Genomic DNA, 15,201 nt, shown 5'->3' on the forward strand with positions numbered 1-15,201 from the left:
AATTCTTGGGTTTATTCTTCGTGGCTAGAAGATTCTAGTCTTTGGCTCTTGAGGTTCTGTAACTGTTGTAGCAGGGAATCTACTTCCGCTTGCAGGTCAATAAATTTTTCTTGTTGTTCGTCCCCATAATAAGCTTTAGTAAGCTTTTTGACCAATTCACTATGAGATTCGCAACTGGCAACACTGGATGATAAAGTAGACATGGTTATACTCATTTGCAAACTTGGCTCACACCATTTGAGATATTATAATAATGTCATATTAAAACTTTCTTAAAACATTGTATACTTTCCATTACATACTCTAATAGGTTTACCGTTTAGTCATAAGAGACTGCGATGAGAGCGACTCTGTTCCTGAGATGACATCGCCCTTTGCATGGTAAAGTGATTGACACTATAAAAAAATCCAATTTTCCCATCTCAAATCCCTAGTTAAGAAGTTTAGAATCCTGTGACTTTGAGCTTGTCTGTTGCTAAATCTCATCGCCAACCTTGGCCCGGTCTGATAGAAGCCTATCGGGAATACTTGCCTGTCACCGAAAGCACTCCAGTTGTTACTCTCTTGGAAGGTAACACACCTTTAATTCCTGTGCCAGCGATCGCAGAACGCATTGGTAAACAGGTCAAGGTATTTGTTAAATATGATGGTCTCAACCCCACCGGCAGCTTCAAAGACCGGGGTATGACCATGGCCATTACCAAGGCTAAGGAAGCTGGAGCTAAGGCGGTGATTTGTGCTAGTACAGGTAATACTTCCGCTGCTGCTGCGGCTTATGCTCAACGCGGAGGAATGAAACCTTTTGTGTTGATTCCTGATGGTTATGTAGCTTTGGGTAAGTTGGCACAAGCGTTACTCTATGGCGCTGAAGTATTAGCTATTAAAGGAAATTTTGACCGGGCTTTAGAAATAGTCCGGGAAATGGCGGAACATTATCCCATCACTTTGGTAAATTCTGTCAATCCTTACCGCTTGGAAGGTCAGAAAACTGGCGCTTTTGAAGTGGTGGATGCTTTGGGTAATGCTCCTGACTGGTTATGTATTCCGGTAGGAAATGCGGGAAATATCACAGCATATTGGATGGGTTTTTGTCAATACCATCAAGATAGAAAATGCGATCGCTTACCGAAAATGATGGGTTTTCAAGCTGCTGGTGCTGCACCTTTGGTATATGGTCAACCAGTAGCACATCCTGAAACTTTAGCGACTGCGATTAGAATTGGTAATCCAGCCAGTTGGGATAAAGCGATCGCTGCTCAAACTGCTAGTCAAGGTTGTTTTAACGCTGTCACAGATGAGGAAATTCTTGACGCTTATCGGCTGTTAGCGTCATCGGAAGGGATTTTCTGTGAACCTGCCAGCGCGGCTTCTGTAGCTGGGTTGTTAAAGGTGAAAGATCAAGTTCCTACAGGTGCAACTGTGGTTTGTGTCCTCACGGGTAATGGTTTGAAAGACCCAGATACAGCAATTAAACACAGTCATGCTCAGTTTAAACAGGGTATTCCCGCAGAGTTGAAAGCTGTAGCTGAAGCGATGGGATTTTAAAGACAGGTGAAAGGTGATAGGTGAAAAAAGACAGAAGGTTATTCCTCCTCATCACCCCACCTCTCCATCACCCCATCACCCCATCACCCCATCACTCCCTATTTCCCCTACTTCCTCTACTTCCCCTACTTCCCCTACTTCCGCTGCTGCTCGCGCCTTTGCTAAACTATCAATAGCATCACCTAAAGCAGTAGTTAGGTTGTTGCGGGTTTGGGCGTGATTTTCCTGTTCTGTATTCAAAGCTTGGATTAAGCGATCGCGTTCTTGCGTCACAGCAACAACTTTGGCTTTTAATTCCTCTACAGATGTCAATTGTGATATTTCTGGCTCAATCGCTGTTGTGGTAGTCTCCGCAATATTATCAGCGTTTATACCTTGCAATTTCTGAAGTTCAGCTTTTACAGATGCGATCGCTTGCTGGTACATCTTGGCATCTGCGCGACGCTGTTCTGATTCAGTATTATAGAGTTGTCTCCATTTTTGTGAACTTTCCCAAGCTTCATCACGTTTTTGTTGCAGTTCGACCAGTTGCTGTTTCAGGGCTTGAATTTCGGCTAACCACTGTTGTGTTAAATGGGCTGTTTTATCAATATTGTCAGTCATTAGTTTAGTTAAATGTAGCAAATAGCTAGTAACGATGCAGAGAATAGACACTTCTGGAGGGATTATATCTTTTGAACGAGATAAATCAGTATTAACACAGGCTAATACCACGTTATTAGAGGATGTTTTAAAAGTTTTGAATGTATAAATAAACCCCTCTCCAAACCTCTCCCCGACGCGGGGAGAGGCTTTGAAACCCCCATTCCCTCGTAGGGAAGGGGGAAAGGGGGGTTAGGTTACTGAAGATTATTAGTTTCATCTAATACTTTTCAAACAACCTCTTAGATAGTGCTGGTTAAATTTTGCACCAACAGCCTGATTTGAAGCTGGAAGTGACAGTTAACCAAGAACTCAGCGAACTACAAGATATTACTCAGGAGCGATTGCAAGCCATTACACAATACTTACAATTAAAGTAGCAAATCAGTGATGATAGGGTAAACACTCAAATAGGAACAGAAACTAAAGAAAAATACTAAACTTGTGCTTACAGTAGAACTACGGGAAAGTTACTAATGGAAACTCTGCCAGAACCACGCTAAATCAATCTAAATAAATATATTGAAGATATGTTCAAATTCTATTTTATCAAGTTTTTTCGCCACCTCAATTGGCGTACACTGAAAAAAACTTTTGCCAGGACTGTGGAAAGGAGACTTTTAGGACTGGCTTCAGAAATTGCCTTTAATGCTATGTTATCCCTGTTTCCGGCGATTCTTGCCGTGCTGACAGCGATTGGCTTGTTTGCAGAATCTTTGCGAAACACCTTTATGCAACTAACAACGCAACTGAGTCAAATTGTACCCGAAGACGCGTGGATTTTGATTAGTGACTTTGCTACACAAGAAATTGCTAACTCTAAAAATTCTGAGTTATTTTCTTTCAGTTTTGCGATCGCTATTTGGACAGCTTCTGGTGCAGTCAGTACCGCTATGACTGCTTTTGATGAAATCGAACAAATTTCCCCAGAAAATACGCGCCCTTTTTGGAAAGCTAAACTCATTTCGGTAGGATTAACAATTGGTACTATATTACTTTTAGTGCTGGCTTCTTTCCTGGTATTTATTAGCGATTTACTTTTAGGAATGGTGGTTGGTAGCAATTCTTATTTAGCATTCTTATTACCTCTTTGGCAACTGCTACTTTGGCCTTTAGCTTTAGTTATTGTTGCTGCCACATTTAGCTTAGTCTATCGTTATGGACCAAGCGTATGGAAACCAGGTACACCATTGATGCCTGGATCAGTTTTAGCCGCTATATTTTGGGCGCTAGTCTCCGCCCTATTTCGCCTTTATGTCACCAACTTTGGAAATTATAATAAAGTTTACGGTACAGTGGGAACTTTTATAGTATTAATGTTGTGGTTGTGGATTAGTGCCTTTGTTCTCCTTGTTGGCAACCAGTTAAATGTAATTGTCGGTGAATCTATGCGATCAAAAATAGGGAATAGGGAACAGGTTACAGGTTACAGGTGACAGGGAGCAAGGAGAGAATAACAACTGATAACTGATAACTGATAATTGACGAAAAATGTCTAATTCTCCTCATAAAATTGCCATTGAAGCTGATGGTTATGCAGCTACGTTAAAACGTCTGCGTCAAATCAGTGGACTGTTGGATAATGCTATTACCATTCCTGGAACTAAAGTGGGTATTGGTTTAGATCCGATTTTGGGATTAATACCAGTTGGTGGTGATGTTTTGGTATTAATATTTTCTTTCTACATTATCATCGAATCGGCACGGCTAGGTGTGTCAAGAGCAACTTTGAGCAGAATGGTTGTAAATATTATCATTGATGCTTTAGTAGGTGCTATACCTATGTTAGGAGATCTATTTGATTTTGCCTGGAGAGCGAATAGTTATAACATCACTTTATTGGAAGATTACTTAAAATTACCTGGTGAAAAAAAGAAAGCGGATCAGGGTTTTATTATTGCTCTTTTCGCTGGATTGTTTTTACTTGCCATTGTCTTAGTAACATTACCTGTGATACTAATAGCAATGCTATGGAAAACCTTAACAGGCGGTTAAAATGACGGTTTAATTAAGTATTAAAATACACATTAATACACAATGAAAGATTGGTGGCAACGTAACTTTCCTCAAGGGCGGCAAAATCTAATTATTACTGATGCTAATGGATATCCCGTACAAATCGCTTATGGCGAAAAAGGTACAGGTAAGCCGCTGATTTTATTGCATGGGTTAGGCAGTTGGAGTTATAATTGGCGGCATTGTATCAACCCTTTATCTAAATATTTTCGGGTAATTTGTTTTGATGCTAAAGGCTATGGTTTTTCAGAAAAATCTCTATCACGTCGAGAAGAAAATGGTCATCAAGTAATTGAGTTAGAACGAATTATTAAAGCTTTATGTGATGAACCACCTGTTATTGTTGCCGAATCTTTAGGGGCATTAGTTTCTTTAGCCTTAGCTGCAAAATCTCCCCACTTAATTGGGCGTTTAGTAGTTATGAATGCGCCGATTTTTGCTGAAACATTACCTCATTGGGCGATGGGAATATTGGCACAAACACCACTGGAAGTCATACAGACAATTGACTATTTACGTCTAGCTTATGTGTTTGCACCTATAGTTAGAGAAGTAATGGCAATAGAAAGGCGTAAGGTGTTATTTGATCCTTCTATTCTCACCGAAGAAGATGTTTATTGGATAACTTACCCGTTTATTGAAATTCCGGGAACTTTGGTGAAAGTCGCTGAAGAGTTACAAATAGCAGTAAAAGAAATTGAAAATTTACAAGCTAAAAAACCAAATATGCTGACTGAAATTCAAAATAATCTCAGTGCTATTGAATGTCAAACTCTAATTTTATGGGGTGATAAAGATAGTTGGTTTCCTGCTAGTCATGGTGAAAAATTACATCAACATTTACCAAATTCCCGGTTTAAAATTCTGGATAACTGTTATCATGACGCATCAACTGGCGCTTTTGAATTAGTGAATACTGAGATTATTAAATTTTTGCAGGACACAAATTTCTGTTGAATTTAAAGAGATAGATACCCGACTTCTCAAAGAAGTCGGGTATCTGAGTATGTATTACCAATTACAAATAAAAGAAGAGTGGGAGAAGGCATACCACGCGCCTTTAATCTCCCACTCTACATTTGCTGCTGGGGCGTTCAGGAATATGTATTTTATAGACGCTACCCGTTATTTAGGGGGCTAAATTATACGTCAACGATAGCGCCTATATGCTGTGAATATTCCTGTTGCAGCAAATGTCAAACCTGATTAATTATTATTTTTTTTGCTGAACTATTAGCCCAGAAAATTATTAGTAGATTGCTTTGTTTGTTCATAATAAAGACTTTTTAAACAGCCTTTTTAAGAATAAACTATTTATGTAGTAGCCCCTGATAACAACACCCTTAAAGTCGTTTATCTTTTAATAATTTAACTGGGTAGTTAACCGATTGGTTGCCAACTTGGCACTTTTTATCAGTTATTAGTTATCGGTTATCAGTTATCAGTCTAAGAGGATGTTGCCAAAGAATTGTGATTATCATCAAAAACCCCACACCTCTTTTTAAACCCGTTGCGGAAGTTTGAGTAAGCGATAAATCACCAAACAACCAGATGCACAACTCAGAGCGATCGCTAACATTAACCACAAGGGTGTAGGATTGCTGTTATTAGGTAATTTTGTATTTACTTCCTCTCTGACTACTTCTATGGGTTTTTCGGGTTCTATTTTGGGTACGTAGCCAGTATAAATTAGTTGGTAATAGCTAAATATTCCCACTATTAAGGGAAGTCCTAACAACCCCACGAACCATAACCAAGGATGCCTCACGAACAGGTTTTTAGATGGGGTTGTATTTTTTAATTCCTCTGTACTGCTTTTTGCAGTTTCGCTAGACTCTGGCTTGACGCTGTGACTATTCATGATTGATTTGATCTTGCATCCTCTAGTAGATTATTGTACTAGAAGACACAAGTGTTAACCATCAATAGTGCCTCTACATGAAACTGGCACAATCTACAACCACCTCGCCGCATCTTTAGCGTGGTAAGTTAAAATCAAATCAGCACCAGCCCGTTTAAAACCTGTTAAAGTTTCCATCACCACACGCTGTTCATCTATCCAACCATTTAAAGCCGCAGCTTTCACCATCGCATACTCACCAGAGACATTATAAGCAGCCACAGGTAAATTACTAGCTTGCTTCACCTGCCAAATAATGTCCATATATGCCAAAGCTGGCTTCACCATCAGCATATCAGCGCCTTCGGCAATATCTAACTCAATTTCTTTGATAGCTTCACGGGAGTTACCGGGGTCCATTTGGTAAGTGCGTCTATCACCAAACTGCGGTGTGGAGTCTGCTGCATCCCGGAATGGTCCATAATAAGCGGAAGCATATTTAGCAGCATAGGACATGATGGGGATATCTTCAAATCCCGCTTCATCCAAACCTTCACGAATAGCTTGAACAAAACCATCCATCATTCCCGAAGGTGCAATAATATCCGCACCTGCTTTAGCTTGGGAAACTGCGGTTTTCTTCAATAATTCCAAAGTTGGGTCATTTAAAACTCTACCTGTTAAATCACCAGTTTGTAAATAACCACAATGACCATGACTGGTATATTCACACAAACAAGTATCAGCCAGAATAATTAAATCAGGAACTGCTTCTTTAACTGCGGTTGCTGCTTTTTGGACAATACCACAATCATGCCATGCACCTGTAGCATCTATGTCTTTATCTGCCGGAATTCCAAATAAGATAATAGCCGGAATACCTAAATCATAAACTTCCTTAGCTTCTTCAACAATTTTATCTACCGAAAGTTGGTAGACTCCAGGCATAGATTTTACTTCCTTAGCAACACTCTCACCTGGAACAGCAAACAAAGGATAAATTAAATCATTGGTTGTTAAAACGGTTTCACGTACCATGCGACGTAGTTGGGGATGGGTACGTAAGCGACGGGGACGATGTGTTGGAAACATAAATTTTTATCAACAAAAAACGCAATGGACATAAAACAAACCGTCACAAAAGCCACATTTTACTTTGTGACCTTCAGACAAACTAGAAACAGTGCTTAACTGTCTTTGCCCTGCTGTTCATGAAGCTGTGGGGCAATTTTGTATTTTACAGCTTTGTTGACACTTTACTGGAAGAAATTAGGGAAAATAATTTTAAAGTCAGGAGTCACCCTTCGGGAAGTCAAAGGTCAAAAGTCAAAAGTTAAAACTTAAAAGCGTCCTTTGGGCAGCCACAAAAATCGGGAGTCTGGTGTATGTGTTAGAATTGCTAAACATTACAGGATTCATAAGAATGGGGAAAATTTTTAATTTTGTATCCTGATATATTGATGAAATAAATACCTAATGGAAATGATTACTAAAAAACTCGAAAAATGAATGGATAACGAAAGGGTGTATCAGGATTAGCAAAAACTTTGATGAGAGCAAAAATTGTTAATCCCCAATGTATAAAATATCCCAAACCTGCCAATGGCAATAATATCACCAATGGTAAAACTAACCAACCGAGTAGAAAAAACAAAGCTCCTAAAATTGCACCATAAAACCAGACGTTAAAATGGAAATTGATAGATTCTTTGGCGTTGTCTTTGACAACCGGATCATCAGAGATGATTAATAAACCAATCGGTAAACCAACGGATACAATAGTGGTGCTGAAAAAAATTGCCCCGTGAGATAAGGCTGATAATATTTTGCGTTTATCGCTGTCGTATATGTCGTACATTTTCAGTTCCTGATAATTTCTAGTTACTTATTATATCATATTTGGTTAAGCAGTAATAAATCAGAATTTGAGTTTGTCAGAATCAGGATGTTCAGGATTTTAGGATTTATAGGATTTTATTTTGTGGTCAAAGATCCCCGACTTCTGAGATAATTTATCTGAGAAATGAAAAGATTAATTAAAGAAGTCGGGGATCTAAATTTATCGAATCAGGATTTACAGGATTCGTGTTATCAAAATCCTCATCACTAATGATACAATTATAACAAGATAATAAAATTAATCTCAGCAATATCTACTATCAAAGGTATGATCATTTGGCAACCAGGGGAAGAGATCAACAAGGGTAGATTTATCATTCAGGGTAAACCATTGGGTAGCGGTGGTTTTGGAATTACCTACAAAGCTTTAGAACCCAACACAGGCAAATTATACGCTATCAAAACTCTAAACTCAACCATGCAACTGAGTGAAGACTTTGCAGAAGAACAGGTTAAGTTTATTAACGAAGCCTTGACAATTAAAGGGTTTGATCATAAACACATTCTCAAAGTTCATGAAGTCATCCAAGAAGGTCAACTTTTTGGCGTGGTGATGGAATATATTGATGGGGTGACTTTATTTAAGTATGTCCAAAATCAAGGACAATTATCAGAAAGTGAAGCACTTTTATATATAGATCAAATTGGTCAAGCGTTAGAATATATCCACAATAAAGGACAGTTACACCGAGATATTAAACCGGGAAATATTCTATTACGACAAAATAAACAAGAAGCGGTATTAATAGACTTTGGTTTAACTCGCAGTCTCGCTACTAAAAGCATGACAAACTCCCTCACAGAAGGTTATGCACCTATTGAACAATATCGTCGTAAGGGTAATTTTGGTTCTCACACTGATGTCTATGCTTTAGCTGCAACTTTATATTATCTCTTAACTGCTGATGGATTGAAACAAGAGGGAGAAATTAGTCCAGTACCCGCAACTAACCGGAAATATGATGATGAACCTTTACCCGAACCAAAACATTATAATTCTCGCATTAGTCAGAGGGTGAATGATGCTATTTTGCAGGGAATGGAAATAGAACCGGAAAAACGTACTGCGACGGTTTTGAAGTTTCGGGAAAGTTTGGGTTTGGTGGTTCAACCGAGAAGAACCCCACCCCCTAACCCCCTCCCCGCAAGCGAAGAGGGGGGACTAAAATCATCCTGTGGAATGGACTATAAAAAAGTCCTTGCTGCACACCAGCCGCTTTCGGGTTAGCATGAATATAACGCAAAGTATTTAAAGCTCGTTTCTTGTCTGTATTTGCAAACCCGGTACTGTGATAACGCTTTTCCCAGAAATGTCCGCTACGGTTCAACATTTGGTTAAAACACATTGCAGTGTACCAGTTTAACCAGTGCATAATTTTTGGTAAGTCTTCCGGTTGTTGCGGTTCTATGAGATAATGAATGTGATTACTCATAATGCACAAACCGTATAATTTAAAGTTGTATTTTTCAATAGCCTTTTTAATGGCGTAAACTAAAACTTGACGACATTCTAATTTGGTCAAACGAAACTCACGGTTATTACATCTAATAGTGACATGGTAAGAATATCCTGATTGTAAAGTTCTTGGTTTTCGAGACATGACAAAAGATCCCCGACTTCTGAGATAATTAATGTGATTAATGAGAAGATTGTTAAAGAAGTCGGGGATCTGAAAATTGTATTTGTCAGAATCAGGATAACCAGGATTAAAGGATGTATAGGATGGTAATTTATAGATGGTTTAAATTATTCAAAAACAATCATTCAAAAACATCCTGAAAAATCCCCAACTTCCCACCAAAAATCATTCAACAACATCCTGAAAATCCTTAAATCCTGTAAATCCTGATTCAGACAAATAAAATCACCAACTCCCCACTAAAAATCATCCAACAACATCCTGAAAATCCTTAAATCCTGTAAATCCTGATTCAGACAAAAAATATTAAATATGCAATCTACCAAGCATTACGCAATTATCAAATTATCAAATCTATCGGTAAAGGTGGTTTTGGAGAAGTTTATTTAGCACAACATTCCCAAACGGGTAAACTTGTCGCTTTAAAAGTCATGTTACCAGAAGTTGCACAGGATGAAGATCATGTCCAAATGTTCCTCCGGGAAATTGAAAACATGAAAGCTTTAAAACATCCTCATGTTGTAGAATTATTTGATTATGGTTACGCAGAAAATATATTTTTCCTAGTTATGGAATATTACGAAGGTGGTAATGTTTATGATTTAATGCAGCAATTAGGAGGAAAATTACCCCTAGATATGTCTTTAGGAATTATCCTGCAAGTTTTAGATGGTTTAACATATACCCATCAAGCAGAAATTCCCTATGTTAAATTAGCTGATGGTAAATTTGCAAAAGGTAAAGGTTTAGTTCACCGAGATTTAAAACCAAATAATATTTTCCTCTGTAATATTAACGGTAAACTAACCGCAAAAATCGGTGATTATGGTTTAGCGAAATCTTTTGATTTAGCAGGTTTAATTGGACAAACTTTCACCAAAAGAATGGGGGGTACACCTGGTTTTATTCCTCGTCAACAGGTGCTAAAATTTAAAGATGCAAAACCTGATGTTGATGTATGGGCAAGTGCAGCTTGTCTATATAATATGTTAACAGCATATTTTCCCCGCAATTTCACAGATGATCATTTTATGGATGTTCTGGAAAATGATCCTGTGCCGATTTTACAACGTAGTGGAAATATCCCTATAAAATTAGCTGAAGTGATAGATTTAGCTTTAACCGAAAAGCCGCAAATCTATTTTCCAAGTGCTGCAAAGTTTAAAGAAGCACTCATTAATGTAATCCTGTAAATCCTAAATTGGACAGATTTAGATCCCCGATTTCTTTCATTTATCTTCTCATTGATTACATCAATCATCTTAGAAGTCGGGGATCTTAGTCGATATCCTGATTCAGACAATCTGAGAAATCTAAAACAAGACCCTATATGCGCGCACAGATTCCCATTATAATAAAATGATAATAGAAAATCTGGAATTTGTCAACTACCTCACCCATAAAATTCTCAATATTGATGAATTCAGAGGTGAAAATTAATATAGCGGTATGCACTTGAATGAGATACACAATTAACGTCAAAAATCCATACACTAAAAGACTTTTAACTCTGTTCCCTGTTCCCCGTTCCCTGTTCCCTGCTATAGAATAGACAAATGTGTTTTCTTAGTCCTGAAAAAGACTACATTTAATTAAGTAAGGTAAAAAACGAATTAAAAATTATGGCTACTGAACTTATTGAAGAACTAGGTGAAGCGGTGGAACTGCGTCGCAACTTTGCGATTATTTCTCACCCTGATGCTGGTAAAACTACGTTAACTGAAAAACTATTATTATACGGAGGTGCTATACACGAAGCGGGGGCAGTAAAAGCGCGAAGAGACCAGCGCAAAGTAACTTCTGACTGGATGGCAATGGAACAACAACGGGGTATTTCTATTACCTCCACAGTGTTGCAATTTGTCTATCGTAACTGTCAAATTAACTTACTTGACACCCCTGGACACCAAGATTTTAGTGAAGACACCTATAGAACTTTAGCAGCAGCAGATAATGCGGTGATGCTGATTGATGCCGCTAAAGGGTTAGAACCCCAAACCCGGAAGCTGTTTGAAGTTTGTAAACTTAGGGGTATACCTATTTTCACATTTGTCAATAAACTCGACCGTCCGGGACGAGAACCTTTAGAACTGTTAGATGAGATTGAACAAGAATTGGGATTACAGACTTATGCGGTAAATTGGCCGATAGGGATGGGCGATCGCTTTAAAGGAGTATTTGACCGCCACCAGCAGCAAATACATTTATTTGAACGCAGCGCCCACGGTAGTAAAGAAGCCCGTGATACCATCGTAGATTTAGGTGATAGTAGAATTGAGCAACTACTAGAACAAGACCTTTATCACCAACTTAAAGAGGAGTTAGAACTATTAGAAGGAGCAGGTGAGGAACTAGATTTAGACTTAGTGCATCAAGGAAAAATGACTCCGGTGTTTTTTGGAAGCGCCATGACTAACTTTGGGGTCGAGTTATTCCTCAAATACTTCCTGGACTATGCCCTCAAACCTGGTACACATAGCAGCAGCGTTGGCGAAATTCCCCCTACCTATCCAGAATTTTCAGGCTTTGTCTTCAAACTCCAAGCCAACATGGACCCGAAACATAGAGATAGAGTGGCTTTTGTCCGGGTCTGCACAGGTAAGTTTGAAAAGGATATGACAGTTAACCACGCTCGCACAGGTAAAGTTGTCCGTCTATCTCGTCCGCAAAAACTGTTTGCACAAGAGAGAGAGTCAATTGATGTCGCTTATCCTGGAGACGTGATCGGTTTAAATAATCCCGGCGTTTTTGCAATTGGCGACACCATTTACACAGGACAAAAACTGGAATATGAGGGAATTCCTTATTTTTCACCAGAACTGTTTGCCACTCTCAGAAACCCCAACCCCTCAAAATTCAAGCAATTTCAAAAAGGCGTTTCCGAATTAAGAGAAGAAGGTGCTGTACAAATTATGTACTCAACAGATGAAGCCAAACGTGATCCAATTTTGGCAGCGGTTGGTCAGTTGCAATTTGAAGTTGTGCAGTTCCGCCTACAAAATGAGTATGGTGTAGAAACCATTCTCGATTTATTACCCTACAGTGTGGCTCGGTGGGTTGATGGTGGTTGGGAAGCTTTGGAAAAAGTAGGGCGTTTATTTAACACTACTACAGTCAAAGATAGCATGGGAAGACCAGTATTATTATTCCGTAATGAATGGAATTGCCAACAATTAGAGGGAGATCATCCAGAGTTGAAATTAAGTGCGATCGCTCCAGTATTCTCTAGTCAACAACCAGTGGAATAATTCGTAATTCGTAATAGAGCATTTATCTTCTCCCCTGCCTCCTGCCCCCTGCCTCCTGCCTCCTGACTTCTGAATTGATTCAGGAACTCGCATCTATTTTTTGAATTTTTGATTAGATCGCGTGTCTTACCTAGAAGAAATTGGAGTACAAAAAATTCTATGCCTTCATCTCCACAATCCTCTTTGGAGGCTGGTTTAGCTGCCCTCAAAGAGGGAAATTACTACGCTGCAATTACTCAACTTTTGCCTATTGCCAACAGCCCAGAAGATAGTAACATTAGCTTGCAAGCTCAGGTTGGTTTGGTGATGGCTTATGCACATACAGGCGAAATCTCAAAAGCGATCGCCTTGTGCAAAAATTTGCTCGACACTGATAATTCCCAAGTTCAAGAGTGGGCAAAACGCGCTCTAGAACAATTGATGAAACGTCAAAAACGGATCAAATCAGCAAATATTGTAAATTCTACTAAACCAACAAAACAACAAGAAGACATATCAAAAAATCATACCCGTAACATCGCTCTGCCAAATACAAGCTCCAACATCTCTGGGAAGAGCATCACAGAACCAGTCAACATTTATTGGCGACAAGCTAGACGTGCAAAAGTATGGCAACCCCTCCGTAAATATAACTTAATAGCTTCCCGGCTACTAGCCTTGGCAACCTTCATGGCTTTGTTTTGGGTATTACGAGCCATGCTTCAGTTCCTAATGGCTTTAATTAACCAGATTTTAGACAAACTGCCTTATGTAAATCCATTGCCCTTTTTATATAGCAATCCTAGTTCATTAATATTAGTCCTATTGTTGGTTCTGTTGGTACTGTCTCCCTGGTTATTAGATTGGTTATTAGCAAAATTTTATGGTCAGCAGCCATTATCAAAAGAAGTCCTGCATACCCATAGTCGTGAGGCACTAAGAATAACACAACGTACCTGTCAGCAAAAACAGTGGCCTGTTCCCAAACTCCAGATTTTACCAATCACAGCGCCAATGATGCTCACCTATGGTAATCTACCCCGCACAGCCAGAATTGTTGTGAGTCAAGGACTGTTAGAAGCACTAACTGATGATGAAATAGCTACTATTTATGCTTTGGCTTTAGGGCAGATTGGCCGCTGGGATTTTCTGGTCATGTCCTTGGCGCTGCTGGTGACTTTACCATTTTATCGGCTATATCAGCAAGCATCGACTTGGGCAAACAAAAGCGAAAAACCACTCTGGGGCTGGACTGCTACAGGATTAGCTGGTTTGAGTTATGGAATTTGGTGTTTACTGACGGGTACGACTTTGCTTAATTCTCGGTTTCGGCTTTACTCTAGCGATCGCCGTGCGGCCGAAATTACAGGTAATCCTAACGGACTCATTCGTGCTTTGCTTAAAATTACTATGGGTGTGGCTAATGATATCAAAAAACAAGAACAGACCAGCTGGCAATTAGAAAGCCTGAATCTCCTAGCCCCAGTCAGCTACCAACAAAGCCTTTGCTTGGGCAGCATTGCAGGTCATCTACCTTGGGAATCATTACTAATATGGGAAAATAGCAATCCTTATCGGCAATGGTTTACCATTAATAACAGTCACCCCTTATTGGGCGATCGCCTCCAACGCCTCTGTCAAATCGCCCGTCATTGGCATCTAGAAACCGAACTACATTTCACCACTCCAGAGCTATTGCAAGTTAAACCTCAATCCTTCTTATTACAAATTGCCCCTTGGTTGGGTATTCCTTTAGGTTTATTGTTAGCAGGTATGTTTTGGTTAAGTTGGCAAACCGCATACACCATGAATTTTTTAAACCTGAAATGGATTTATGATGATTGGTCTTTTGTTACAGGTTTCTTGATGATTGGTTTTAGCATTGGTACAGTCATGCGGCTTAATGCCTTTTTTCCTGAAATCAGACCTTTGAGCCTACAAGGTGATGACCAAATGTTGAAGCTATTAACAGACCCCTCTGTTTTACCACTTGATAGCGTCAGCGTCCGTATTGCTGGTAAACTATTAGGTCGTCGAGGCACTAGCAACTGTCTAGCTCAAGACCTGCTCCTAGAGTCCAGCACAGGTTTGGTAAAACTGCACCATATTCCTTGGTTAGAACTCTCAGCCACTCCCCAAGAATGGATTGGTCGGCAAATTATTGTCACCGGTTGGTTACGACGAGGAGCAACACCTTGGATAGACATCCAAACCTTGGAAACTCAAAGCGGCACAGTCATTAATAGTCCTCATCCCATTTGGTCTACTGTTTTGGCAGTCGTCGCCCAAGCCTGGGGCGCATATATTATGCTAACAGCCCAATCTGTAGCAGGCTAAGACTTTCAATGAGACTGAACGCCGGAAATGTAAACAAAAGTTGCACACTCTATCC

14 protein-coding genes are annotated in these 15,201 nt (G+C 39.4%); 8 read left to right on the top strand and 6 right to left on the bottom strand.

What is annotated here, in order from left to right:
• Positions 1-11 precede the first annotated feature (11 nt).
• The gene (locus H6G06_RS17845; protein ID WP_190562520.1) at positions 12-203 is read right to left on the bottom strand and encodes a hypothetical protein; all 192 of its coding nucleotides are present in this window, start codon (positions 201-203) and stop codon (positions 12-14) included.
• A 250-nt stretch (positions 204-453) separates the two neighbouring features.
• On the opposite strand from H6G06_RS17845, the gene thrC reads away from it, so the two are divergent.
• Positions 454-1,545 carry a threonine synthase gene (gene thrC, locus H6G06_RS17850; RefSeq protein WP_190562522.1) on the top strand — a complete coding sequence of 364 codons (1,092 nt, stop codon included), beginning with the start codon at positions 454-456 and terminating at the stop codon, positions 1,543-1,545.
• A gap of 75 nt (positions 1,546-1,620) precedes the next feature.
• Here thrC and H6G06_RS17855 read toward each other — a convergent pair whose 3' ends face one another.
• Complete coding sequence (locus H6G06_RS17855; protein ID WP_190562524.1) at positions 1,621-2,148, bottom strand: hypothetical protein; 528 nt, start codon at positions 2,146-2,148, stop codon at positions 1,621-1,623.
• A 569-nt stretch (positions 2,149-2,717) separates the two neighbouring features.
• On the opposite strand from H6G06_RS17855, the gene H6G06_RS17860 reads away from it, so the two are divergent.
• From H6G06_RS17860 to H6G06_RS17870, 3 genes are read left to right on the top strand one after another with little or no spacing between them, the layout of a single operon-like run.
• Positions 2,718-3,623, top strand: coding sequence for a YihY/virulence factor BrkB family protein (locus H6G06_RS17860; protein ID WP_190562526.1), 906 nt, complete (start codon positions 2,718-2,720; stop codon positions 3,621-3,623).
• Between the two features lie 55 nt (positions 3,624-3,678).
• Positions 3,679-4,182, top strand: a complete 504-nt coding sequence (locus tag H6G06_RS17865; RefSeq protein WP_190562528.1) for a DUF4112 domain-containing protein — start codon at positions 3,679-3,681, stop codon at positions 4,180-4,182.
• Between the two features lie 42 nt (positions 4,183-4,224).
• Entirely contained in the window at positions 4,225-5,160 is a 936-nt protein-coding gene (locus tag H6G06_RS17870) for an alpha/beta fold hydrolase (RefSeq protein ID WP_190562530.1), read from the top strand.
• 544 nt (positions 5,161-5,704) lie between these two features.
• On the opposite strand, the gene H6G06_RS17875 is transcribed toward H6G06_RS17870, so the two are convergent.
• The 3 genes from H6G06_RS17875 to H6G06_RS17885 all read right to left on the bottom strand — a co-directional run bounded on the left by H6G06_RS17875 (position 5,705) and on the right by H6G06_RS17885 (position 7,892).
• Positions 5,705-6,064 carry a hypothetical protein gene (locus H6G06_RS17875; RefSeq protein WP_199306765.1) on the bottom strand — a complete coding sequence of 120 codons (360 nt, stop codon included), beginning with the start codon at positions 6,062-6,064 and terminating at the stop codon, positions 5,705-5,707.
• 93 nt (positions 6,065-6,157) lie between these two features.
• Complete coding sequence (gene hemB / locus H6G06_RS17880) at positions 6,158-7,135, bottom strand: porphobilinogen synthase (RefSeq protein ID WP_190562532.1); 978 nt, start codon at positions 7,133-7,135, stop codon at positions 6,158-6,160.
• Positions 7,136-7,532: 397 nt separating this feature from the next.
• Positions 7,533-7,892 (bottom strand): magnetosome magnetite crystal formation protein family, encoded by a 360-nt coding sequence (locus H6G06_RS17885; protein ID WP_190562602.1) that lies wholly within the window; start codon positions 7,890-7,892, stop codon positions 7,533-7,535.
• 318 nt (positions 7,893-8,210) lie between these two features.
• Here H6G06_RS17885 and H6G06_RS17890 point away from each other — a divergent pair, with 318 nt between their 5' ends.
• Entirely contained in the window at positions 8,211-9,170 is a 960-nt protein-coding gene (locus H6G06_RS17890; RefSeq protein ID WP_190562534.1) for a serine/threonine protein kinase, read from the top strand.
• Here the strand turns inward: H6G06_RS17890 and H6G06_RS17895 are convergent.
• Positions 9,073-9,543, bottom strand: coding sequence for a transposase (locus H6G06_RS17895; protein WP_242039753.1), 471 nt, complete (start codon positions 9,541-9,543; stop codon positions 9,073-9,075). The genes H6G06_RS17890 and H6G06_RS17895 overlap by 98 nt on opposite strands.
• Positions 9,544-9,929: 386 nt before the next feature.
• On the opposite strand from H6G06_RS17895, the gene H6G06_RS17900 reads away from it, so the two are divergent.
• The 3 genes from H6G06_RS17900 to H6G06_RS17910 all read left to right on the top strand — a co-directional run bounded on the left by H6G06_RS17900 (position 9,930) and on the right by H6G06_RS17910 (position 15,146).
• Positions 9,930-10,775, top strand: coding sequence for a serine/threonine-protein kinase (locus tag H6G06_RS17900; protein WP_338422954.1), 846 nt, complete (start codon positions 9,930-9,932; stop codon positions 10,773-10,775).
• Between the two features lie 429 nt (positions 10,776-11,204).
• Positions 11,205-12,830, top strand: coding sequence for a peptide chain release factor 3 (gene prfC / locus H6G06_RS17905; RefSeq protein WP_190562536.1), 1,626 nt, complete (start codon positions 11,205-11,207; stop codon positions 12,828-12,830).
• 159 nt (positions 12,831-12,989) lie between these two features.
• On the top strand, positions 12,990-15,146 hold the full coding sequence (locus H6G06_RS17910) for a M48 family metalloprotease (protein ID WP_190562538.1): 2,157 nt from the start codon (positions 12,990-12,992) through the stop codon (positions 15,144-15,146).
• Positions 15,147-15,201: the final 55 nt, after the last annotated feature.

The organism is Anabaena sphaerica FACHB-251 (assembly GCF_014696825.1).
In the GTDB taxonomy this organism is placed as follows: Bacteria; Cyanobacteriota; Cyanobacteriia; order Cyanobacteriales; family Nostocaceae; genus RDYJ01.

What these genes read in the sequence shown, in the direction of transcription:
- H6G06_RS17845 (WP_190562520.1), bottom strand. Translation starts at nt 203, where the DNA reads ATGTCTACTTTATCATCCAGTGTTGCCAGTTGCGAATCTCATAGTGAA.
- H6G06_RS17855 (WP_190562524.1), bottom strand. Translation starts at nt 2,148, where the DNA reads ATGACTGACAATATTGATAAAACAGCCCATTTAACACAACAGTGGTTA.
- H6G06_RS17860 (WP_190562526.1), top strand. Translation starts at nt 2,718, where the DNA reads ATGTTCAAATTCTATTTTATCAAGTTTTTTCGCCACCTCAATTGGCGT.
- H6G06_RS17865 (WP_190562528.1), top strand. Translation starts at nt 3,679, where the DNA reads ATGTCTAATTCTCCTCATAAAATTGCCATTGAAGCTGATGGTTATGCA.
- H6G06_RS17870 (WP_190562530.1), top strand. Translation starts at nt 4,225, where the DNA reads ATGAAAGATTGGTGGCAACGTAACTTTCCTCAAGGGCGGCAAAATCTA.
- H6G06_RS17875 (WP_199306765.1), bottom strand. Translation starts at nt 6,064, where the DNA reads ATGAATAGTCACAGCGTCAAGCCAGAGTCTAGCGAAACTGCAAAAAGC.
- hemB (WP_190562532.1), bottom strand. Translation starts at nt 7,135, where the DNA reads ATGTTTCCAACACATCGTCCCCGTCGCTTACGTACCCATCCCCAACTA.
- H6G06_RS17890 (WP_190562534.1), top strand. Translation starts at nt 8,211, where the DNA reads ATGATCATTTGGCAACCAGGGGAAGAGATCAACAAGGGTAGATTTATC.
- H6G06_RS17895 (WP_242039753.1), bottom strand. Translation starts at nt 9,543, where the DNA reads ATGTCTCGAAAACCAAGAACTTTACAATCAGGATATTCTTACCATGTC.
- prfC (WP_190562536.1), top strand. Translation starts at nt 11,205, where the DNA reads ATGGCTACTGAACTTATTGAAGAACTAGGTGAAGCGGTGGAACTGCGT.
- H6G06_RS17910 (WP_190562538.1), top strand. Translation starts at nt 12,990, where the DNA reads ATGCCTTCATCTCCACAATCCTCTTTGGAGGCTGGTTTAGCTGCCCTC.